Source organism: Streptomyces sp. enrichment culture (assembly GCF_964272895.1).
Classification (GTDB): Bacteria; Actinomycetota; Actinomycetes; order Streptomycetales; family Streptomycetaceae; genus Streptomyces.
The window spans coordinates 7259773-7282567 of the sequence record NZ_OZ186832.1; the positions used below are offsets into that span (position 1 = coordinate 7259773).

General features: G+C 71.6%; 14 protein-coding genes and 1 pseudogene. 8 read left to right on the top strand and 7 right to left on the bottom strand.

What is annotated here, in order from left to right:
* Positions 1-7: 7 nt before the first annotated feature.
* Positions 8-745, bottom strand: a complete 738-nt coding sequence (locus ACSU6M_RS32365; protein ID WP_437074598.1) for a VOC family protein — start codon at positions 743-745, stop codon at positions 8-10.
* Between the two features lie 361 nt (positions 746-1106).
* On the opposite strand from ACSU6M_RS32365, the gene ACSU6M_RS32370 reads away from it, so the two are divergent.
* From ACSU6M_RS32370 to ACSU6M_RS32400, 7 genes and pseudogenes are all read left to right on the top strand, one after another.
* Positions 1107-2837 (top strand): Ig-like domain repeat protein, encoded by a 1731-nt coding sequence (locus ACSU6M_RS32370; protein WP_437074600.1) that lies wholly within the window; start codon positions 1107-1109, stop codon positions 2835-2837.
* Between the two features lie 206 nt (positions 2838-3043).
* Positions 3044-3853: a PIG-L family deacetylase gene (locus ACSU6M_RS32375; RefSeq protein WP_437075441.1), complete on the top strand. Its 810-nt coding sequence runs from the start codon at positions 3044-3046 to the stop codon at positions 3851-3853.
* Positions 3854-4090: 237 nt separating this feature from the next.
* Entirely contained in the window at positions 4091-5050 is a 960-nt protein-coding gene (locus ACSU6M_RS32380) for a hypothetical protein (RefSeq protein WP_437074601.1), read from the top strand.
* Positions 5051-5052: 2 nt separating this feature from the next.
* Positions 5053-6111: an NAD(P)/FAD-dependent oxidoreductase gene (locus ACSU6M_RS32385; protein WP_437074603.1), complete on the top strand. Its 1059-nt coding sequence runs from the start codon at positions 5053-5055 to the stop codon at positions 6109-6111.
* Between the two features lie 64 nt (positions 6112-6175).
* Positions 6176-7939: a carbamoyltransferase family protein gene (locus ACSU6M_RS32390; protein WP_437074605.1), complete on the top strand. Its 1764-nt coding sequence runs from the start codon at positions 6176-6178 to the stop codon at positions 7937-7939.
* 9 nt (positions 7940-7948) lie between these two features.
* Positions 7949-8434, top strand: coding sequence for an SRPBCC family protein (locus tag ACSU6M_RS32395; protein WP_437074606.1), 486 nt, complete (start codon positions 7949-7951; stop codon positions 8432-8434).
* Between the two features lie 11 nt (positions 8435-8445).
* Positions 8446-9057, top strand: a pseudogene (locus tag ACSU6M_RS32400) (histidine phosphatase family protein); the annotation flags it as partial.
* 56 nt (positions 9058-9113) lie between these two features.
* Here ACSU6M_RS32400 and ACSU6M_RS32405 read toward each other — a convergent pair.
* Together ACSU6M_RS32405 and ACSU6M_RS32410 are read right to left on the bottom strand one after the other, a co-directional pair.
* Positions 9114-10589: an MFS transporter gene (locus ACSU6M_RS32405; RefSeq protein WP_437074608.1), complete on the bottom strand. Its 1476-nt coding sequence runs from the start codon at positions 10587-10589 to the stop codon at positions 9114-9116.
* A gap of 141 nt (positions 10590-10730) precedes the next feature.
* Positions 10731-12056, bottom strand: coding sequence for a lipase family protein (locus tag ACSU6M_RS32410; protein WP_437074610.1), 1326 nt, complete (start codon positions 12054-12056; stop codon positions 10731-10733).
* A 332-nt stretch (positions 12057-12388) separates the two neighbouring features.
* Here ACSU6M_RS32410 and ACSU6M_RS32415 point away from each other — a divergent pair, with 332 nt between their 5' ends.
* Positions 12389-13048, top strand: coding sequence for an MSMEG_1061 family FMN-dependent PPOX-type flavoprotein (locus ACSU6M_RS32415; RefSeq protein ID WP_437074612.1), 660 nt, complete (start codon positions 12389-12391; stop codon positions 13046-13048).
* A gap of 119 nt (positions 13049-13167) precedes the next feature.
* Here ACSU6M_RS32415 and ACSU6M_RS32420 read toward each other — a convergent pair whose 3' ends face one another.
* From ACSU6M_RS32420 to ACSU6M_RS32435, 4 genes are all read right to left on the bottom strand, one after another.
* Positions 13168-14298, bottom strand: a complete 1131-nt coding sequence (locus ACSU6M_RS32420) for a methyltransferase (RefSeq protein WP_437074614.1) — start codon at positions 14296-14298, stop codon at positions 13168-13170.
* A gap of 318 nt (positions 14299-14616) precedes the next feature.
* On the bottom strand, positions 14617-19497 hold the full coding sequence (locus ACSU6M_RS32425; protein ID WP_437074615.1) for a DNA repair ATPase: 4881 nt from the start codon (positions 19495-19497) through the stop codon (positions 14617-14619).
* A 76-nt stretch (positions 19498-19573) separates the two neighbouring features.
* Positions 19574-21619 (bottom strand): flotillin family protein, encoded by a 2046-nt coding sequence (locus tag ACSU6M_RS32430; RefSeq protein WP_437074617.1) that lies wholly within the window; start codon positions 21617-21619, stop codon positions 19574-19576.
* Between the two features lie 117 nt (positions 21620-21736).
* Positions 21737-22174: a hypothetical protein gene (locus ACSU6M_RS32435; RefSeq protein WP_437074619.1), complete on the bottom strand. Its 438-nt coding sequence runs from the start codon at positions 22172-22174 to the stop codon at positions 21737-21739.
* Positions 22175-22795 lie beyond the last annotated feature (621 nt).

The window sequence follows — 22795 nt, forward strand, 5'->3', positions numbered from 1 at the left end:
CTGAGGGTCAGCGAGGCGTGAGGAGGCAGAACTCGTTGCCCTCGGGGTCGGCCAGAACCGTCCAGGAGATCGCGGACCGGTCGAACTCGGGGTCGGTGGCGCCCAGGGAGCGCAGCCGGGCCGCCTCCGCGGCCATGTCGTCACCTGGGTAGGGGCAGACGTCGAGGTGGACGCGGTTCCACACGGTCTTCGGGTCGGGCGTGCGGACGAACTCCAGGTAGGGACCGACGCCCTTCGCGGAACGCATGGTCGCGTGGTCGTCGGCGACCTCGTGCACCGTCCAGTCCATCGCCTCGCCCCAGAACCGGGCCATCTCCCGCGGGTCGGCGCAGTCGACCACGACCGCGGCGATCGGCCCGGTGTCCCGGTAGACCTCGCGCGGTTCCAGGACGCAGAACTCGTTGCCCTCCGGGTCGGCCATGACCGTCCAGGGCACCTCACCCTGACCGACATCGGCGAGGGTCGCGCCGAGACTCTTCAGGCGCGCGACCAGCTCCTCCTGATGGGCGGTCGAGGTGGTGGCCAGATCGAGGTGCACGCGGTTCTTGACCGTCTTGGGTTCCGGCCGGGCGACGATGTCGATACAGACGGCCACGGGGTCCGGGTAGGAGAAGCCCACGGGTTCGAGGTTGGTCACGCCGGGTGCCTCGCTGTCGACACCCCAGCCGAGCACCTCCGCCCAGAACCTGCCGAGCGCCGAGTCGTCCTGGGCCTTCATATTGATCTGCACGAGTCGTGTTGCCATGCCGGAGATCCTAGAAGGCGCCGCCGACCAGGGAAGCCTCGTTTCCGACCGGTCGCCGGGCACCCGCATCACCGGTCCGTACTACGTCCGCGACCCCGAGAAGCTCTCCCACCTCCTGTCCACGACCCCGCTCACCCTCCGCCGACCGGAAGCCTCCAGGCGCCCGTGTGGCCGCGTGGCCGCGTGGCCGCGTGGCCGTGTGCCTTGTGTCGGTCTTGCCCCTGTGCCCGAGCCGCACGGGCAGCCGTACCCGGCACGCCGGGGGAGCCCCTTGATCACGGGATCTTCACCCGTGTTACATGGGCCTCACGCGAGCCTCACCGAGCCCGGTGCGGCTCAATGAAGCCTGTGGGGGGCCCCGTTGAACACAGCACACCGTCCCAGACGCCTCGCGGCCACGGTTCTCGCCGCCGCGCTCACCGGAACCGGACTCGCCGTCGCCGCCGCGCCCGCGGCGCACGCCGCCGCGTCCGACAGTGTGGCCAAGCTGCCGTTCGCCTCGTACTCGGCGCTGGCCGTCGACGAAGTCCACCAGCGCGTCTTCCTCGCCGACGCCGCCGTGGGCTCCAGCTCCTACTACGGCCAGATCGCCGTGTACACCTTCGACGGCGAGCGGATCTCCACCATCACCACCAGCTACCACGTCTCCGGCCTCGCCCTCAGCGCCGACGCGAGCACGCTCTACGTCGGTGAGCGGCACCGGATCTACGCCTACGACACCGCCACGCTGACCCTCAAGAGCGCGCCCAGCGCCCCCACCGACAACTGCGGCCGCGAGGTGGTGGTCGCCGGCGACAAGCCGTACTACACCTCGCAGTACACGGACTACCTGTCCCAGTGCGGCACGGCGACGAGTTACGTCGACACCATGGCCAACGGCCTCTGGCAGCGCACCGGTTGGAACGACGCCGGCAAGCTGCTGCTGGAAGGCGGCCCGAACGGCACGTTCGTGATGGGCCAGGCCCTCAACTCCGCGGCGCCCGACCCGTTCGTCAGCGTCTTCGACGGCAGCGGCACGACCCCCGTACGCAACGCCACCCGCCGGTTCGCCGACGCCGCCGGCGCGGGCGCGCTGAACCTGAAGGACGTCGCCGTCTCCCCGGACGGCACGAAGGTCGCCCTCGCCGACGCCACGGCAGGCACCCGGCTGCTGAACACGGGTGATCTGTCGGACGCGGCCACCGCTTACCAGCCCCTTCCGGCCGGCGCCACCGCCAGCTCGGTCGCCTTCAGCGGTGACGGCAAGTACATCGCGCGCGGCGCCTCGGCCACCGGCTCCACCCCCGACCTGCTGGTGCAGCCCGCCGACCCGAGCGACTCCACCGCGCCGCTGGAGTTCGTCTTCGAGGGCAGCCAGGACGGCGACCGCGTCGTGCCGCGCGGCATGGAGTGGTCGGCCGACGGCTCCCGGCTGTTCGCGGTCACCACCAACGCGGGTGGCAGCCAGTACTGGCTGCACATCATCCAGCCCCCGGCCGTCCAGTACGACGTACGCCTCAGCGAGACGCTCGCGCACAGCCCCGCCCGGCCCGTCGCGGGCGAGCCGCTGGCGGTGCGCGGCCGGCTGGAGTACGACGGCCCGGCGCCCGGAACCCCGATGACGGTCAAGGCGACCCGCACGGACGCGAACGGCACCCATGACCTGGGCACCTTCCCCGTGCGGGAGGACGGTTCCTACACCGTCCTCGACGAGCCCGACCTCGTCGGCGACGCCACCTACACCGTCTCCTACCTCGGCGACCTCACCCACCGCCCGGCGAACGACGTCACCCACACCGTCTCCGTCGCCAAGGCGCCCACCTCGATCGCCCTCACCGCGCCCGCCGAGGCGTCGATGAGCACGGGCCTCGAAATCACCGGCACCTTCACCGCACAGGGCAAGGCGCTGCCCGACCGCGCGGTGCTGAGGGTCCAGCGCACCGACCGCCTCGGCACCGGCACCCTGTCGTCGGTGACCGTCGGCGCCGACGGCACGTTCACCCTCAACGACCTTCCGCGGACCCGGCGGGAGACGACCTACACGGTGAGCTGGCCGGGCGACGACCTGCACGAGGGCTCGACGGCCTCCGCGACGGTCTACGTCACGCGCTGATCCCCGCCCCGCCCCGCCCGGCCCCCGGATCCCCGGGCGGGGCCGCCCTGCGGCGGACCGGGCCGCAGCCCGGACACGCCCGGTCGACCGGTCATGTGGGCGCCCGATGAACGATATTGGACGGTGACCGCTCATCCGCACGCCGCGGAAGCGGACCGAGGCTCACACAGGAGGACCCCTTGACGAACGACCGGCCCTTGACGCTCATGGCGGTGCACGCGCACCCCGACGACGAGGCCACGGGGACCGGGGGTGTCCTCGCGCGGTACGCCGCGGAGGGCATGCGGACGGTTCTCGTGACGTGCACCGACGGCGGTTGCGGCGACGGACCCGGAGGGGTCAAGCCCGGTGAGCCGGGGCACGATCCGTCAGCCGTCGCCGCGATGCGGCGCCGCGAACTGGAGGCCAGTTGCGAGATCCTGAAGATCAGTCACCTTGAGACGCTGGACTACCCGGACTCCGGGATGATGGGCTGGCCGAGCAACGACGCCCCCGGCTCCTTCTGGCGGACGCCTGTCGAGGAGGGCGCCGCCCGGCTCGCGGAGCTGCTGCGGCGCTACGAGCCCGATGTGGTCGTCACCTATGACGAGAACGGCTTCTACGGCCACCCCGACCACATCCAGGCCCACCGCATCACGATGGCCGCGCTGGAGATGACCGACCTGGCACCGAAGGTGTACTGGACGACGGCACCGCGCTCGGCGATGCAGCGGTTCGGGGAGATCATGCGGGAGTTCGGTGAGGACGTCCCGGAGCCGGATTCCGCCGATGCCGCCGCGCTGGACGAGATCGGGCTGCCCGACGAGGAGATCACCACCTGGGTGGACACCACGGCCTTCGGCGGCCAGAAGTTCGATGCGCTGGCCGCGCACGCCAGCCAGGGCGAGAACATCTTCTTCCTCAGGATGGGCCCGGAGAGGTTCACCGAGCTGATGGGCGTCGAGACCTTCGTACGCGTCCGGGACACCACCGGTGCGGCGCTGCCGGAGAACGACCTCTTCGCAGGACTGCGCTGATCCGTCCGCCATGGCCCTCGCCGCAGACGGTCCAAGTGGCCGCCGCGGCGGGGGCCGTGCCGCGCCCGCCGCACACAGGTGACGGCGAACGACCGATATGCGGACGCCTGGCTCTCGTAGGAACACACGAAGTACGGTTCTCATGCCGTCCCCGTTTCATGGTTTCCACGCCTGGCTGGAACACGCCTGTCGACGATGTACTCCTCGGGCAAGCCGAACCAACGAACGGGAAAAGCCTTGTCTGAGAAGCTGCTTGGCCGTCAGATCGAGATCTCCTGGCCCGACCTCGGCATCACGGTCGCCGCCGACCTCGACGACCGCAATCCGGCACTCGCCGACGCCCTGTGGGAGTCCCTGCCCTACCGGAGCCTCCAGGGGCACGCGCTCATCGCGGGGGAGCACCTCTACCACGTGGCGCCGATACCCACCCTGCTGCACACCCCGCACACCACCCGTATCCCCGACCGGCGCGAGGCCCCCGACGGCACCGTCTTCTGTTCCGGCTTGCAGCACCTGGGCATCAAGTACGGCACGCTGACCGAGCCCATGCCCGCCACCCCCGTCGGCCGGATCCGTGAGGCGGACATGCCCGCCCTGCTGGAGGCCGGGGCCGCGATCTGGGACGCCGTCTACTCCACGAAGAAGCAGATCCTCGCCGAAGTACGCCGCGCGGGCGAGCCGGGCGGCCACCGCATCCCGATGCTCCACGCCACCGACGCGGCCGCCGCCCACCTGATCGCGGACATCCATGCCGAGACCGAGAGGATCTGGCTCGCGCCCCCGGCCGAGCTGGACGACCTGCACCAGGGCGTCATCCCCTCCCAGGCCGGCAACTTCGGCACCGTCCTGCCCACCCTGCTGTTCGTCAACGGCGAGACCAGGCCGCTGGGTTACGCCTCCTACGGCGGGCTCGTCCGCGCCGCGGTCCAGGGCATGCCGATGGACGCCCTCGTCCAGATGACCCGCCTCCTGGTCGGCGTCCCCGCCGAATTCCTGGGCTACTGCGGGCTGGAGAAGCTGTGGGCGTTCACCCAGCGCTTCCTGGACGTGGTCGACAGCCTCGACCGTGACGACTTCTACGCCGTCACCAGCCAGATGGCCCTCTACATCAACTGCCTCGGCGGCTGGAACCTCCAGCTGTACCCGTGGGAGACCGGCGACCACCTTCGCCAGCAGACCGCCGAGGCGGGCGTGTAGTCATGCCGAGCCCCCTGCCCGCCCGCGCCGAGGCTGTCGTCATCGGCGGGGGAGTGATCGGCACGTCCGCCGCCTACCACCTCGCCGAAGCCGGCGTGGACACCGTGCTGCTGGAACGCGGGGCCCTCGGAGGCGGGGCATCCGCACACACCGCGGGCATGGTCCGCACCTACTTCCCCGGCGACCCCTACACCGGGCAGCTGGCCGTGCGCAGCCTGAACGCCTACCACGAGTTCGCCCGCCGCACCGCGGCGCCGCTCGGCCTGAAGCGGCTCGGTTTCATGGCGCTGTTCACCGAAGAGGAGCAGATCGCCGAGTTCGAGGCCACCCAGCACGCCCAGAAGGCCGCCGGTGTCCAGGTCGACCTGATCAGCGCGCGCGAAGCCGCCGGAATCAATCCGCTGCTCAGCGAGCGTGCCGTCCTGGCCGCCGCCTGGTCTCCGGAGGCGTATCACGTCGACGGCCTCGACATCGTCCGCGGCTACGCCGCCGCCGCCCGCAATCACGGGGCCGCGCTGTTCACCCACACCCCCGTCACCGGCATCGACGACGACAACACCGTCCACACGCCGCGGGGCGGCATCAGGGCGGACAGCATCGTGTGCACGGCCGGGCCCTGGTCCGGCGAGGTGGCGTCCATGGCATCGGTCGACCTGCCGCTGACACCCCGCACGATGGAGATGCTGTTCACCGACGTCCCGCCCACGCCGCACCGCGAGTTGCCCATGACGATGCACGCCGCGTCGGGCCTGCGGATCCGCTCCTGGAAGGACCGCATCCTCCTCGCCATGGGCGCACCCAAGGCGGGCGAGACACGCACCGGCTGGCTCGGCCGCATCGCCGGGCATCTCGGCAGCCTGTTCCCCGCCCTGGACGGCATCGGCCTGCATCGGGCGTGGACCGGGGACTTCGACGCCAGCCCCAACAACTGCGCCTTCATCGGCGAACACCCCACCCGCCGCTTTCTGTACGCGGCCGGCTTCACCGGCGCGGGCCTGTGCCAGGCACCCGCCGCGGGCGAAAAGCTCCGCGATCTGCTCCTCGTCAAGCAGCCCGAGTAGCCGAAGCAGCCCCCCAACAGGAAAGAATGCCGTGATAGTTCTCGGATGTAATGGTTTCAGCCGGGTGTCGGAGTTCTTCTCCGAACGCCTCGGCGCGACCGGCATCAACAAGCACTACCTCCTCGGCCACGACGCCGCCGCAGCCCTCCTCGTGGACGGCCGCCTGGTCGCCGCGGTGGAGGAGGAACGCCTCAACCGGGAGAAGAAGACCACCGACTTCCCGGTGAACGCGATCGACTGGTGCCTGAAGGAAGCCGGGATCACGTTCGACGACATCGACCTGTTCGCCTTCCCCTGGAACTGGTCCGCCGAAGTCCTCGACGAGACCCTGGACAGCATCCGCACCTCGCCGGCACCGGACGAGGCGAAGAGCAGGCTGACGGGCGTCATCACCGACCTGTTCGACGAGGTCGTCAGCCATGAGGCGATCCTCGCGGACTTCGAGGCCCGCACCGGACACCGCCCCGACCCCGCCAAGGTCCGCTTCGTCCCGCACCACTTGGCGCACGCCACGACCGGCTACTACCTCGCCGGCATGAAGGATGCCGCGTTCCTCGTCAGCGACGGCCGCGCCGAACGCTTCTCGACCCTGACGGGCGAGATCCGCGACGGCCGGATCACCGTCTTCGAGGACACGGTCACCGGGGCCGAGTACTCCATGGGCACCCTGTTCTCCGCCATCACCCGCTTCCTCGGCTTCGTCCCCAACAACGACGAGTACAAGGTGATGGGCCTGGCCGGCTACACCGACCCGCCGGTCCCGAACCCGTTCATCGACCACCTGCTGCAACTGCACGACGACGGGCGCTACACCTTCAGCAAGCGTCTGGAGACGGACAACGTCCACAGCCACGACGCCCTGTTCGAGGAGTACTTCGGACCCTTCGAGGACACCCTCGTCTACAAGGCGCGCGTCGCGGCCGCCGCACAGCAGATGCTGAACGTCGCCACCGCCCACCAGGTCGCCCACCTGGAGAAGAGAACGGACCTCGACCGGCTGCTGTTCGAAGGCGGCGTCGCACTGAACTGCCTGAACAACACCCCGTTGTTCGAAGGCTCCCGCTTCGAGGACATGCAGGTCAGCTTCGGCGCCTCCGACACCGGCATCACCATCGGAGCCGCCGCCCGCGCCTGGCTCGACCACCCCGCCACCGACACCGCGAGCATCGCCGCCGCCGCGACCGCGCCGGTCACCCCCTACCTCGGCCCGTCCTACGACGAGACCGCGATCGAGGAGGCCCTGAAGGCTTTCGCCGACCGCGTCACCGTCACCCGGCTGGACGACGAGGAGATCGTCGAGCAGGTGGCGCGGCTGCTGACGGAGAAGGTCGTCCTCGGCTGGTTCGACGGCCGCATCGAGCACGGCCCGCGCGCCCTGGGACACCGCAGCATCCTCGCCAACCCCGGCTTCGACGACATCAAGGACATCATCAACACCCGCGTCAAGCACCGCGAACCCTTCCGCCCGTTCGCCCCGCTCGTCCTTGAGGAGCGGGCGCCGGAGATCTTCCACATGGGGCGCAAGACCAGCTCCCCGTACATGACGTTCGTCTTCCCCGTCCGCGAGGAGTACCGGGACCGCATCCCCGGCGCCGTGCACGTGGACGGCACCTCCCGCATCCAGACCCTGACCGACGAGGGCACCCCACGGCTGACGGCACTGCTGCGGAGGTTCACCGAACTGACCGGCGTCCCCTGCCTGATCAACACCTCGTTCAACGTCGCCGGCGAACCCATCGTCTGCACGCCCACCGATGCCCTGAACTGCTTCCTGGGCACCGAGATCGACTATCTGGTCCTCGGAAACCACCTCATCGCCAAGAGCTAGGAGCACCCCGTGCCGAGCAAGATCCAGCGCAAGCACACCATGTACCACTCCACGATCCTCGACGCCGACCCGGACACCGTGTGGGCGACGATCCGCGACGCCATGCAGATCCTGGAGATCGTGTCCCCCGGCGACCTGGACGTCCACCGGGACGTCAGCTGGGTGGAAGGCGGTTCGGTCGAAACGGTCCCGGCCCGCTACGACTTCCGGCTCACGCTCAGCGGCAAGGTCGTCCAGCAGGAGATCGCCGCCCGCGACGAGATCAACAAGACCCAGTCCTACCGGGCCGTCGCCCCCACCAGCGGAGTCGCCAGCTACGAGGCGACCATCCGCGTGTTCCCCATCACCAACGACCCGACCCGCAGCTTCTTCGACTGGTCACGGATCCTGGAGATCGCCGACGACGCCGACCTCGACGTGGTCGAGGGCATCATCGACATCATGGAGAAGCAGACCGACGCCGTACGGGACCACTTCGCGAAGTCCGCGCGGTGAGCGACGTGACGACGCTCGTCCTGCTGCGGCACGGCGAGACCCCGCTCACCCCCGAGCGGCGGCTGTCCGGCAGCGGAGGATCCGACCCCGGACTCTCACCGGCCGGCCACCGCCAGGCCCGGGCGGCGGCGGACGCCCTCGCCCGCCGCGGCGACATCGAGGCGGTCGTCACGTCACCGATGCGGCGCTGCCGGCAGACCGCTCAGGCCGTGGCCGCGCGCCTCGGCCTGAGCGTCCAGGTCGAACCGGACCTGCGGGAGGCGGACTTCGGCGCCTGGGAGGGCCTGACCTTCGCCGAAGTCCGCGCACGCCACCCGCAGGACCTGAGCGCCTGGCTCGCCTCGCCCGAGGCTCCCCCCTCGGGCGGGGGCGAGCCCATGCACCAGGTCGCCCGCCGGTCCGCCGCCGTACGCGACGCCCTGCTCGCCCGGTACGCCGGCACCAGCGTCCTGATCGTCTCGCACGTCGGCCCCATCCGAACCCTGATCCGCCTCGCCCTCCAGGCCCCGCCGCACACCCTGTTCCGCATGGACGTCGCGGCAGCCTCCCTGTCGACCGTGACCTACGACGCGGACGGCACCGCCACGGTGCGCGCCCTCAACGACACCCACCACGTGGGCTGAACCCCGGTGCGGCGGCCGGTCTCCGTGCCGGGGCGGCTCGCCCGAGCCGGGGCGGATCAGCGCCGGCCGGTGTGCGCCCGGCGGGGCCCCGGTCGGCCGGCGCGGGTCCGGGCCCCGGCCCTCCGGTCGCGCCGCCAGTCCCTGACGGCCACCGCGAGGGCGGCGAGCATGGCGGCGTCCACAGCGGCGACGGCGACGAAGACGGCGGTCCGGTAGTCGTCACCGGTGGCGTTGAGCACCAGGTAGAACAGGCCGGGCAGGAGCGCCGTACCGACCGCCGCACCGAGCCGCTGTCCGGTCTGCAGCGCGCCGCCCGCGGCGCCCGCCATCCGGACCGGGACGTCCCGCAGGGTCATGGTGACGTTCGGGGAGATCACACAGCCGCTGCCCAGGCCACCGACGAGCAGGGCGGGGGCGGCGAGCCAGGGGAGGGCACCGGCCGGCGCGAACCGCAGGACCAGCGCCGCCGCACCCAGCCCGGCCATCACCGTGACCAGCCCGCACACGGTGAGCAGCCGGCCCAGCCGCTCCACCAGCCGACCCGCCACCACGGCGGCCGCCGCCGAGCCGAGCGCGAACGGGGTCACCGCGAGCCCGGAGCCGAGCGGCGAGTAGCCGAGCCCGTTCTGGAAGAACAGCGCGAAGACCAGCCAGACCCCGCTGAACCCGAGGAAGTACAGGGCACCCAGGACGGCACCCGGCAGGTATCCGCGCGCGTCGGTGGCCAGCCGCGGGTCGAGCAGCGGCTGGCCGTCGCGCGCGGTGACCCGGCGCTCCCAGCGGACGAAGACGACCAGCAGCGCGGCCCCGGCCGGGAACAGCCACCACAGCCGGGCCAGTCCCCCCGCCTCCGCGAACACCAGCGGCAGCATCAGCGCCAGGACACCCGCGCCGAGCAGGGCCACCCCGGGCAGATCGAGCCGCTGACCGCGACCGGGCGCCGTGCGGGGCAGCAGCCGGACGCCCAGCAGCAGCGCGGTCAGGCCGACCGGCACATTGACGTAGAAGATCCACCGCCAGCCGTCCGGGCCGGAGGCGAGCGTCAGGATCAGGCCCCCGGCGACGGGCCCGACCGCGCTGGACACACCGACGGTGGCGCCGAAGAGACCGAAGGCGCGGCCGCGCTCGGCGCCGCGGAACATCTGCTGGATCAGCGCGGAGTTCTGCGGGGCGAGACAGCCCGCGGCCACGCCCTGCGCGATGCGCGCCGCGATGAGCAGCGCCACGGTGGGCGCGGCGCCCGCGGCGGCGCTGCACACCACGAAGGCGGTGAGCGCCCACAGGAAGATACGGCGCCTGCCCACCGCGTCCCCGAGACGCCCGGCCGGCACCAGGGCCAGCGCGAACGCCAGGGCATAGCCGGAGACGACCCACTGCACCGAGGCCGCCGAGGCGTGCAGATCCCGCTGGAGCGAGGGCAGCGCCACCACGACGATCGTCACGTCGAGCAGGCTCATGAACCCGGTCACCAATGTGACCCACAGGGCCTTCCACCGCTGCCGGCCGGAGCCTGTCGGTGCCTCGGGTTCCACGCGGGCCTACCTCCTCGCCACCGGATCGGGCCGTGGCGCCGGTACCGCCGGGCGGAGCGGCGCCACACCTTCCCATGCGTCACCCGTGGGCGGCGGGTGAAACCGGCGGCGAGGAGGGTTCCCGCGTCCGAGGGAGCCCGGTCAGGGCTGCAGGGGCATGCTCCAGCAGTTCGAGCCGGCCGCCCGCCCGGACAGCCGGTCGGTGAGCCAGGAGACCGCGTCGTCCTGATCGGTCAGGAGCGGACCGAAGTGGTTGAGCAGGGGACTGACGACATTCGGCAGGACGACGGCCTGGTACGTGACGTCGGCGCCCTTGCGGCACCAGTCGACGGCGAGCCGGCGGGCCTGCCCGTGCGGGACCAGGTTGTCGTTGACGCCGGTCGCCACCCGGACCGGGCCGGACGGCTTCAGGGTGCCGATGCGCTGCGTGTCGAGGAACGCCTGGAGGGCGGGCGTGGCGGCGATGATCTCGCTGAGCGAGCTGCCGTCGGTGGTCCACCGGGTGCTGCGCCGGTAGCCGTAGCCGAACAGGGCGTCGCCCACGCACATGGTCGACAGGTCGGCCAGCGCGTCCTTGCCCGCGCTGTTGAGATGCGCCTCGGCGATCGGCCGCAGCGACGGGTCGGACTGGAGGAATCCGTTGAGCGACCAGCCGAGCGCTCCGGCCAGCTCACTGCCGTCGATCGCCTCGGTGACCTCGGTGAGGTCGGCCGGGGGCGCGCCGACGTAGCTGCCGGAGAGGCGGACGTCGGGGGCGTAGGCGGGCTGGAGCTCGGCCGCCGCTGCCGTGGCGCCGCCGCCCTGGCTGTAGCCGAAGAGCCCGATCCGGGAGTCGGCGGTCAGCGAGGTGCCGGGCAGCGAACGGGCGGCGCGTACCGCGTCCAGCACCGCGTGCGCCTCGTCGACACGGTTGACGTAGGTGTGCAGCCGGTCGGTCGTGCCGAGGCCGCCGTAGTCGGTGACGACGACGGCGACGCCCGCGGCCAGCAGCCGGTAGATCGACAGATCCTCGTAGCCGACGGAGACCGTCTGGCCGTTGAGCAGGATCGGGCGCTCCAGTCCGAGGGAGGCCGCGCACTGGTCGCCCTGGCCCATGGTGCCGGGGGCCACCGCGACCAGCGGGCGCGCGCCGCCGCCCTTCCAGGTGGCCGTGGGTTCGATGTAGGCGCCGGTGACGGCGACGGGTCGGCCGGCCGCGTCGGTGGACTTGTACATCAGCCGGGTCGCGCGGCCGGGCAGCGGGCCGTCCAGGCTCGGCAGGCTCAGCGCCAGCGGCAGCGGCTCGCTCCGCACCAGCGCGCCGTTCGCGGCGGGCAGGGTGGCGGGCGGGGTGTAGAAGGCGGGAAGGGTGACACCGCGGGACACGACGGGGTCCGCGGCGGTGGCGGCGGGGGCGGCCAGGGCCTGTGCGCCCAGGCAGGCCGCGGCGGTGACCGCCGCGGGCAGAAGCCGTCTGCGGGCGGGCATGGGGAGACCTCCTGTGAAGCGGCGTACGAAGAAGCGGAGCACGGGGAGGCGGTCGCCCGTGCGCCGGGACGAGTGGGGTGAGGGGACCGTAGAGGCACAGGGGTTACCGCGGGTAGCATCCAGCAGGTTACGGTTCGGTAATTTGACGCAGCGTCTAATAAGGTCGCCGGAGCGCTCACGCACCGCACAGGCCGACGATCACTGAATCCCTCGGACGGACCGGTGTCACCGGGACCCGGCCGGCGCAGACGATCTCGTGTCGTCGGCCCGTCCCTGCCCCGCACTGGCCGGTCAAGATCAACGACTGATCGGTCGCCCCTTAGGGTCGGGGCATGACGACACCCCTCACCGGCACCGCATTCGACTCACTCCGCCTCGACGCGCTGCGCGACCAGCAGGCCCTGCGCGAGGTCTACGCATTCCCCAAGGACACGGCGTTGCGCAAGCAGATGACCGAACTCACCGAGGAGACCAGACGGTTGATCGGCTGCTCCTCACTGGTCCTGGTCGCCAGCGTGGACGCCGAGGGCCACTGTGACGTCTCCCCGCGCGGCGGCCCCGCCGGGTTCGTCTCCGTCCTGGACGCACGGACGGTGGCGATACCGGACGCGACCGGCAACAACCGTCTGGACACCCTGCAGAACGTCGTCGCCACCGGACGAGCCGGGCTGCTCTTCCTCGTTCCGGGACGCACGACCACCCTCCGGGTGAACGGCCGGGCCTGCGTCTCCACCCGCCCGGAGCTGCTGTCACAGCTGACCGCCGTGGGCAAGCCCCCGGCCAGCGCGCTGGTCGTGGGGATCGAGGAGGTCTACCCGCACTGCCCCAAGTCGCTCCTGCGCAGCGGGGCCTGGAAGCCGGACCAGTGGCTGCCCGCGGACATGCAGCCCACCTCGGCCGAGGTGACGCTGGCCCAGCTGCGGATGCCGGAACTGACGATCGCCGACGTGGAACAGGCGGAGGCGGACTCGCTGAAGTACCGGTACGAGTAGCCGGCCGTCCTGCGCGCGCAGGACCACCGGGCATCCCGTGAGCGTCGGTTGGCCGCCCACGGGATGTGCTCACCGGCGGAACCGTGCGGCGGGACGGGACCGCGTGGTCCAGGTGCCGGTCATACGGTCAGCCGCCACAGGGACGTGGTCTCCGCGCTCCGTGCCGCGTGGAGCGGGTCGGCGGCGTCGCGGGAGCGAGGATGCCGGGGCCTGGCGTCGATCTTGCCCACGACGCGCAGCCCGGCCGCCTCGACGGCGTCGAGCAGCTGCTGACGGGTCCGCAGGCCGAGCTGCTCTGCCAGGTCGGACAGCACGAGCCAGCCCTCGCCGCCTGGTCGCAGACGGGCGGACAGTCCGGCGAGGAAACCGTGGAGCATGGTGCTCCCCGGGTCGTAGACGCCCTGTTCGACGGGGCCGGCCGGGCGGCCGGGGAGCCAGGGCGGGTTGCACACCACGAGGTCGGCGCGGCCGTCGGGGAACAGACACGGCCCCGACACCTCGACACGGTCGGTCAGCGCGAGCCGACGGACGTTGTCCCTGGCGCAGGCCAGCGCTCGGGGGCTGATGTCGGTGGCCACGACGTGCCCGACACCGCGGTGGGCGAGGACCGCGGCGAGGACACCGGTCCCGGTGCCGAGGTCGAACGCCGTACTCGCGGCGGTACGGTGCCGGATCGCCGGCGGCAGGGCAGCACCGGCGACCAGATCGACGTACTCGCCTCTGACGGGCGCGAACACGCCGTAGTGAGGGTGGATTCGCCTGCCGAGCGCCGGCACGTCGACCCCCTTCAGGCGCCACTGGTGGGCGCCGAGCACGCCCAGCAGCTCCCGCAGCGAGACCGCCATGGGTCCCGTCGCGGGACCGTAGGCTTCCCGACACGCCTGGCGGACGTCGGGGGCGCGTCGCACGGTCAACGTGTAGTCGTCCTCCAGCACCACCAGGAGTCGTCCGAGTACGCGGGCGCGGTGACTGCTACGGCGTCGATGCAGGTGGAAGTTCTCGGCCGGGGACGCGCCCGGCCCGACCGGCTTGCGGTCGACGCGACGGCCCAACGCCTGCAGAAGCTGCCGGGCGTTGTGGAAGTCGCCTCGCCAGAGCAGGGCCGTTCCTTCGCATGCCTGTCGGTAGGCGTCGTCGGCCCTCGTCCGGTCGTCGACGACGATGGTTCGCCGCGGGACAGGCGTGCCGTTCTCGGAATGCCAGCGGGCGGACCGGGGGGTGTCGTTCTCGGTCCAGCGGATGGTGGACACCACGTACTCCTCGTGGTCGAGCGTGCAAGGGCACGAAGAGCACTTCGACGACGAGCGGACCGCACCCACGCCGGTCGGCGGACGGGCGTGTGCGTCGAGACGGGTCGGCGGTCACCGCTCCGGCGCCGAAGCGCGGGAGCGGACGTCCCAGACAACCATGCCGAGCATCAGGGCCGGTCCCTTCGAAGGAGGAGTGACAGAAGGCTCGCACATCCGCCGCTCGACCGCCAAGCACACCGGGGTCCCTCGGCAGCATCTCGCGCCCGTCGACGCTGCTTTGAGAGATACCGGGGAGCTGCCGGACGAGTGCGCGGCATCTCAGAGCTCCCCTCGGCCGAGCGCGGGGCGGGCGGCGTGCCGGGCCGCGGGGTTCGCGACGAGGTGGCGTGGGTCGGCGGCACGGTCGATGGCCGACTCGACGGCGGCGATCCGGTCGGCGAGCAGACCGAGGGTGGCGACCGCGCGGGTGAGGGGGTCATTCTCGGGGCCGCCGAGGGTTTGGGTGCGGACATACGCCGCTTTCAACTCGGCCCAGCGGCTCGCCTGCTCGGCGGTGAGCGTGCCGCGCAGTTCGGCGAGCTTGAGCAGATTGGCCTCGGTGCCGGTGGTGAGGGTCTGGGCCTCGGCCCGGTAGTGGTCGTCGATGAGCGCGGCCAGCTCGGTGTCGTTCATGACGGGCTGGATCCGTTGGGCGATCTTGTTCATGGTGCGGTACGAGCCCTGGAGCCGGAAGGGCGGTTCGGTGCGGGTGGAGTCGGACCGGGCCGCCGAGGCGATGTAGGCGGCATTGACCGCAAGGACCGTCTCGCGGGCCGTGATCAGGTGGCGCAGCACCGCGAGGACGCGCTCCAGCTCGGCGGGGGCGTACGGGTGGGTGAGTCCGTCGGCACGGGCCGTGGAGTCGCCCTCGGCCAGGCGGATCAGCAGGTCGAGGTCGGCGCGGTCGCGCCCGGCCAGCGGGGCCAGGACGGGGTTCGCGGTCAGGGCGTTCTCGATGAAGCTCAGCGCGAAGACGTCCTCCTTGCCGGTCAGGACGTCTCCGAGGTTCCACACGTCGGCGCGGTTGGCGAGCATGTCGGGCACCTGGAAGCGGCTGCCGGACTCGGTGTAGGGGTTGCCGGCCATGCACACGGCGAACCGCTTGCCGCGCAGGTCGTAGGTGCGCGGCTCACCGTCCCGCACGCCCTCGATGCGGCGGGTGGCGTCGCACAGCGGGATGAACTTCTGCAGCAGTTCCGGCGAGGTGTGCTGGATGTCGTCCAGGTAGAGGAGGGTGTTGTTGCCCGCCTCGAGCGCGAAGTTGATCTTCTCGATCTCCTGGCGGGCGGTGGCGTTCGGAGCCTCGGCCGGGTCGAGGGAGGTGACGGCGTGGCCGAGGGCCGGGCCGTTCACCTTCACCAGGATCAGACCGAGGCGGTCGGCGACGTACTCCATGAGCGTCGTCTTGCCGTAACCGGGAGGGGAGATGAGCAGGAGCAGGCCGCCGGTGTCGGTGCGCTTGGACTCGCCCGTGGTGCCGAGCTGCTTGGCGAGACTGTCGCCGACGAGGGGCAGGTACACCTCGTCGATGAGACGGCTGCGCACGAACGCCGACATCACCTGCGGCCGGTACTCGTCCAGGCGGATCCGAGCGCGCTCGGCGGTCACCAGAGTGGTACGGCGGCGCTGGTAGGCGCGATGGGCCGGGACCTCATGGGTGCGGAACCGCTGGGTTCGGGCGAGGAATTCGTCGACGCGGACGGTGAGCGTACGCCCGATGATGCGCGGGTGGGTGCCGAGCAACCCCTCGACGGTCCCGGTCAGCGGCGCGTCGGACTCGTACCGGAGCAGATCCGGGCAGAGCTCGGCGGTCACCGCTTCGGCCAGGTCGCCGGGGGAGATGTCCGTGCCGGTGGCGGAGGTGTACGACGTCAGCCACGCCTCGACGAGCTGCCGGCGGGCGGCCAGGTCGGAGAGTCGGGTGAGGTCGTCGTCGTAGGCGGACGTGCCCACGGTGCGGCGGAATGTGTCGAGCAGTGTGCGCGTGCCACTGCTGATGACGAAGCCGTCGGGGCAGGTGGTCAGCTCCTCGAAGAGGTACTCGGCGGCGGCACCGGAGGTTTCACCGCCGATCGCCTCTGCCAACTCCGCTTGCACGTCGGCGATCGCGGGCGCCAGGCCGAACGTGTCCCGCGCTCGGGCCAGGGACACCGCGCGCCGGGTCCAGCTCTCGCGTACTTCGGCCGTCGTCCGGTGTGCCCAGAAGAGCTGGGCGGCGGCACGGGCGGCGGGCTCGTGGCGGAGCAGCCCGGCGCCCTCGTGCAGGCGCAGGAGCGCGGCGAGGATCAGCGTCGCGTCATGGTCGTGGACGCCACGCTCGTAGCCCTCGTCGTACGCCGTCTCCGCGGCCTGCCGGACCAGGGCCGGCAGATCGGCCTCCGCGAGGGCCTGCGAGCCGTGCTCGTCCAGCAGCCGGGCGGCGAGGTGCTCGGCGCGGTACACCTCCGCGGACTCCGACGGCAGCGGGCGGTCCCAGTACGGGCGGGTCGCGGCGAAGTCGGGGTCGGTCACCGGGGCGCGGTAGTCGGTGCCGGTCAGCGCGAAGGCCAGGCCGTCGCCGTGCGGGACCAGGGTGAGGTCGAGGGGCTGCGTGTTGACGGCGAAGCGGTGGGTGCCCAGGCGGAGTGTGCGGCCGTCGTCGGCGTACAGGTCGGTGCGGTCCCGCAGGGCGCGCAGGGCCTCCTGGCGGGCGGACTTCAGGCGGCCGTCCAGCTCCTCCGCCCGCACCTGATCGCCGAGTGCGCGCAGTTCGTCGGCGACGCGGCGGACCTTGGCGGGCATCGGGTCGGAGGTGAAGTACGTGGTGACGGCGTCCGCGTCGGCGAGCGCGGCGGCGCGGCGGCTGACCGTCCGCAGAACGCGGGCCGCCGAGTCGGCCAGGCGCTCGGCGCGGCGGGAACGGGCGTCGACGAGGGTCTGCTTGCGGGCGGAGAACGCCTCGTGGATCTCGTCCCGCTTGTCCGCCAGGTCGGAGAGGAAATCGTCGAACTCGGCGAACCGCGCTTCCAGGTTCTCCACCTGTACGAGCATGCGGGCGAGCTGGTCGTCGCATGCCTCGGGGCTGCCGGCGGCCGCGAGCGCGCCGGTGGCGGACTGCCCGAGCAGGGCGAACTCGGCGGCGAACTCCGCGCGCCCCTCGCGGTCGAGCAGCTCTCGGCGGCGGCCGTCGAGGGTGGCGCGGGCGCGGTTGGCGCCGCCGAGGACCTCGGCGATCCGTTCCAGGATCGACGTCCGGACGGTCGCGTCGCCGATGTCCAGACCGGCGACGACCTCGGTGACCGTGCGCAGCCCGTCGGTCAGATCCTCGATGCGGGCGGCGAGGGGCGCGGCCTCGGCGACGGTGGCGATCGTCTCGGCGTCGGCGACGAGCCGCTCGATGTCGGCGTGGTGGCCGGCGAAGGCGTCCTCGCGGGCCAGGTGCTCGACGGCCCGCCGGCCGAAGGCGGCGAGATCGGACTCGACGTCGGCGGCGAGCTCGTCGATGCGGACGGTGTCCGCGTACCGCATGTCCTTGAGGGTGAGCAGCCGCCCCTGTGCATGCCGGAGTTCGGCGAGTCCGGTGACCCAGGCCGCGGCGCTGCGCGGAGCCTCGCCGCGCAGGCGCCGTACGACGCGGGCCACCTGCGCGGCGGCCTCGGCGAGGGCCTCGGCGGCCCCTCGGGTGAGGGCCTGGACGGCCTCGAACTCGGACACCACCTGTTCGGCGGTGGTCCGCAGCTGCGTGAGCGGCGCCAGCAAATCGCCGAGTTCGGCCTCGCCCAGCCAGTGGGAGGAGTCGGTTGCCCGGACACAGGCGGCGGCCAGCGCCTCGTACACCTCGGTCGTGGGTGTCGTCTCGGCGACCGCGCGGGTGAGGGACAGGCAGTCGGAGATGCCGCGGACGAGGTCGGCGTTGCCGACGCGGGCGAGCGGGCCGGTGCCGACGGGCTGGGCGGCGGCGTGCAGGTCGGAGACGTACGGGGACGTCCACAGCTGGACCGGGTGCACGCGCCGCGGCTCGTCGCTGTCGGCGCGCAGCACGACGAGCGCGCCGTCGTCGAACAGCGCCCAGCCGTGGCAGGACAGGGGGGTGGCGATCTCCTTGCGGATCATGTTGTACGGCAGCAGCAGGCTGCGGCCCTCCACGCGCGCGTGGAAGGCGTACAGGACGTCCTCTCCGTTGGGCGAGCGCACCTCACGCTCGAACTCCAGGTCCGCCGTGTCCAGTTCGTACGTCCTGTGGGCGCCAGTGGCGAGGCAGTAGCCGCCGGGGAAGACGATGCCCTGGTCCTCCGGCAGGCGTCGGCACGCCTGGCCGATGCCGTCGAGGCGGACGACGGTCCTGGTGAGGGTGTTGAAGACCAGGTAGCGGTCGGTGTCCTCCTTGTAGGGGCGGACGCGCAGCAGGATCAGGGCGCCCACGCGCGCGTGCGCGATGTCGGCGTCGGCGAGGGACTGCAGGGGCTCGTCGACAGGCTCGGCGTAGATGCCCTCGCCGGTCTCGGTGTCGTTCTCGATCTTGACGGTGAGGGTGCCGCCGACGGTCTCGACGAAGACCTCGCCCTGGACGGAGACGTGCGGGTGGCGGCCGAGGACATGGTCCTCGCGGGTCGCCGGGGTCCACTCGAAGTCGTGCGAGGGCGGAAAGACGTGGTCGCGCTCGCCACGCCCGTCGAGGAACGCGGCCTGTCCGTCGTCGGTGAGCGCCCAGCGCAGGACGCGGATGTCGGCGGCCTTCTCGCCGGTCTGGAAGACGGCCAGCAGTTTGCCGTCGACGCGGCGGAGCTGGAGGAGGTGCGCCTGGCGGTAGTAGCGGTAGAGGGCGGCGAACTCACGCAGGAACGCCGGGTCGTCGAGGAGACCGGGCACGGCGTCGTCGGGCAGCCGGTTCAGGTCGCGGTCGTGCAGCGCGAAGACGTCCCGCACGGTCGTCTCGGGCTTCTGGCCCAGGAAGACGTTGTGGCCGAAGAGCAGGGTGTCGCCGACGGAGACGATGTCGCGGGGCACGCAGTTGTGCTCGGTGCGCAGCCGCTCGGTGCCGGCCAGCTCCAGCCGCAACGAGCCGAACTCCTCCAGGCGGCGGGCGTTCAATGCCTCCGCACGGCGGGCGAGTTCGGCCGCCTGCGCGGTGAGGCGGTCGCGCAGCACGTCGTACATGCCCGTGTCCAGGCCGGTGGTCATGGGGTCCCTCTCATCGCGTCGGAAAGAACGGTCCGGAGCTGCCGTCCCCTGTGCGGCAGCTCCGGACCGTGGCCGGTCAGACCTGGGCGTGGCCGTTCAGGGCGGCCAGCGGGGTGTCGGCGAGGCCCAGCTCGCCCGCCCTGTCCAGCAGTTGCTTCAGCTGTCCGGCGTCGGCTCCGCCACCGTTCATCAGCTTCATCAGCAGGGCGGACACGGTCAGGTTCTGCACATCGGCCGTGGACACCGAGCCCAGCGCACGGCTGAGGTCGTCGGTGAAACTCGACGTCCCGTCCAGCCAGGGCTTCGCCAGTGCCTGCGCGGTCTCGGAGTGCTGGACGAATCCGTCGACGCCCTTGCCGAGCGCGATGGCCCCGACCAGCCGGTCGAAGAAGACGGACTCGCCGCCGACGATGCTGATGTCGGCGTTCTCCAGCCCGGTGGCCAGTACGGTGGCCTGCGCCTCGGCGACCTGCCGCTGCACGTCCAGCCCGGCGAGCCGGATGTCCTTCTCCGCCTCCAGGCGCAGCCGGTACTCCTCGTGCGTGCGGGACGCCTCGTCGAGGGCGGCCATCGCCGCGGCCTTCTCGGTGAGACCGGCGGCCTCCGCCTTCAGCTTCTCGCCGATGGCCTCCGCCTCCGCGAGCGCCTTGGCCTTCGCGCCCTCGGCCTCCGCCAGCATGCGCGCCTGCGTCGCCTCGGCCTCCGCACGGCCCGCCTTCTCGATGACCTCCGCCTCCTTGTCGCGCACCTGCACCGCGGCCAGCCCCTCGGCGGCGGCCTCCGCCTGGATGCCCTCCGCGAGCCGCAGCTTGGCCTGCGCGTCGAGATCGGCGCTCTTCAACCGGGCCTCGGCGAGGGTCAGTTCCTCCGCGGCGCGGTGCACGGCGGCCTGCTCGGCGGCCTCGGCGGCCTTGATGTCCTTGACCAGCCGCTCCTGCGCCTCCGCCTCGGCGGCGATGATCACGGACTGCCGCTGCCGCTCCGCCTCCTCCACGGCCCGCAGCTTCTTGATGGACTCCTCCTGCTCGGCGACCGTACGGTCCACGGCGACGCGCTCGCGGACCACCTCGGCGATCTCCCGCTTCTCCGCCTCGACCTCCTTCGATGCGGCGATCTTCGTCAGCTCGGTCTCCCGCTCGCGGGCGATGACCTCCAGAAGGCGGTCCTTCTCGATGCGCTCGTTCTCGATGGCGATGACCCGCTCGCGGTTCTTCTGCGCGACCGCGACCTCGCGGGCCTGGTTCTCACGCTGGATGCCGAGCTGTTCCTCGGTCTTGAGGAAGGCGGACTGCGCCCGCAGCCGCTCCTCCTCCACCACCCGCGCGGTCTCGGCCTCCTCGCGGGCCCGTACGGTCTCGATCTCCCGCCGCTGCTTGATCTCGGCGTCCGCCTGCCGGCGCTCCAGCTCCAGGATCGCCTCGCGGGCGTCGACGTTCTGCCGGGTGATCTCCTTCTCCTCGCCGCGCTGCGCCTCGTTGGTGCGTACGTGCTCCACGGCGGTCAGTTCGGTGATCTTGCGGATGCCCTGGGCGTCGAGGACGTTGGCCGGGTCGAGCTGGGTGATCGGCGTCTGCTCCAGATAGTCGATCGCGGCGTCCTCGAGGTGGTAGCCGTTGAGGTCGACCCCGATCACCTCGATGATCCGGTACCGCAGCTCCTCGCGCTTGGTGTACAGGTCGGTGAAGTCCATCTGCTTGCCGACGGTCTTCAGTGCCTCGGAGAACTTCGCGTGGAACAGTTCCTGCAGCGTGTTCCGGTCGCTGGCCCGCGCGGTGCCGACCGCCTGCGCGACCTTGATGACGTCCTCCACCGTCTTGTTGACCTTGACGAAGAACGAGATGCGGATGTCCGCGCGGATGTTGTCCTTGCAGATCAGCCCTTCCTTGCCGGCCCGGGTGATCTCGATGGTCTTCACCGAGATGTCCATCACCTCGGCCTTGTGCAGCACCGGCAGCACGACCTGCCCGGTGAAGGTCACATCGACCTTGCGCACCTTGGAGACGATCAGCGCCTTGCCCTGCTCCACCTTGCGGAACAGCCGCGAGACGACGAACAGCACGACGATCGTGACGAGCAGGACAGCGGCGACGGTCACGCCGATGCCCACGGTGATGGCATCCATGGAGATTCCTTGAAGTCTGCGAAGAGGGGACGACGTCTCAGGCGGCGCGACGGCTCGCCAGGGTGCGCACGGCTGCGCGGGCACCGCCCGGCGTTCCTGCCGCGGGTGCGTGGCCGTTCAGTCGCGAGAGTGACGACTGCCGGGGTCGAACGGGGCGCCACTCGCCAACTTCTGCGAGCGCGCCCCAGGTTCCTCGGGGAACAGGGACTTGGCCAGAGCGGCCGCGGCACCCCGCGTCACCCTCCACGCGATGAGCGCGGACAGCCCGAGCAGCATGATGCGGGCCACCGCACCGCTGATTCCCGTCGAGCCCGCCGACCCCAGCAAGAGCGACCCCGTGAGGCTGACCAGCCAGGCGCACGTGATCGCGACGGTCGCGGCGACGGTGACAGGCGCACCCCGCAGTGTCCGGGCCAGCGAGGGGGCATCGGCGTCGAAGGCCCGGACGTCGGCCCTGCCCAGCAGGGCCAGCAGCCAGAAGCAGAGGGTGACCAGCAGGGCAGAGGTGAAGATGAGGGTGGGGAACTGCGCGGCCGCGTCGATGACCTTCCTCATGTCCCCACCCCCAAGCATCATTGTCCGGTCCCGGCGCTCACCACTGATGCCAGAACACGGCATCGGCATACCGCCATGTTCGGCCCGACACCATCTTGAACTGGCACTGTCTTACGGCGCATTGCCGTATTCCGGCAGTCTTTACGTCTTCTTGATGCCGGACTGCGGTACCCGCCGTCGACGCGGGGGAGGTCCGAACGGCGCGAGCTCCACCGCTTGCGGGTCGGAGTCGTCGTACCGCCGCCGCATTCCACCACCGACTCCGGAAGCGGAACCGTCGGACGAGGGCGGGCGGCGGCTCTGCCGGCAAGGATGCCGACGGTCGTCAATCGGACTGCCTCCTCCTCGCCGAGATCGAGCGTCGTCTCGCCCGGGACGTTCCTGATCTGGTCTCGCTGATGGACGCGCTGAACTGTCCGCTCCACCGTGAACCGGATGACGCGGATGACCGCAGCGACGACGGACGGCACGGCCGACGCCGGAAGGCGGCGACCGCGCTGCCTCGCCCCGGCCGCGTTCGCCCATACCCAGCGCCAAGGGATGCCGTTTCCGAGCGAGACTTGCAGTAGGCGGACGTCTTGCCGAAGCGGTCCCGAGGCCCGCGTCGCAAGGGCGCGGGTG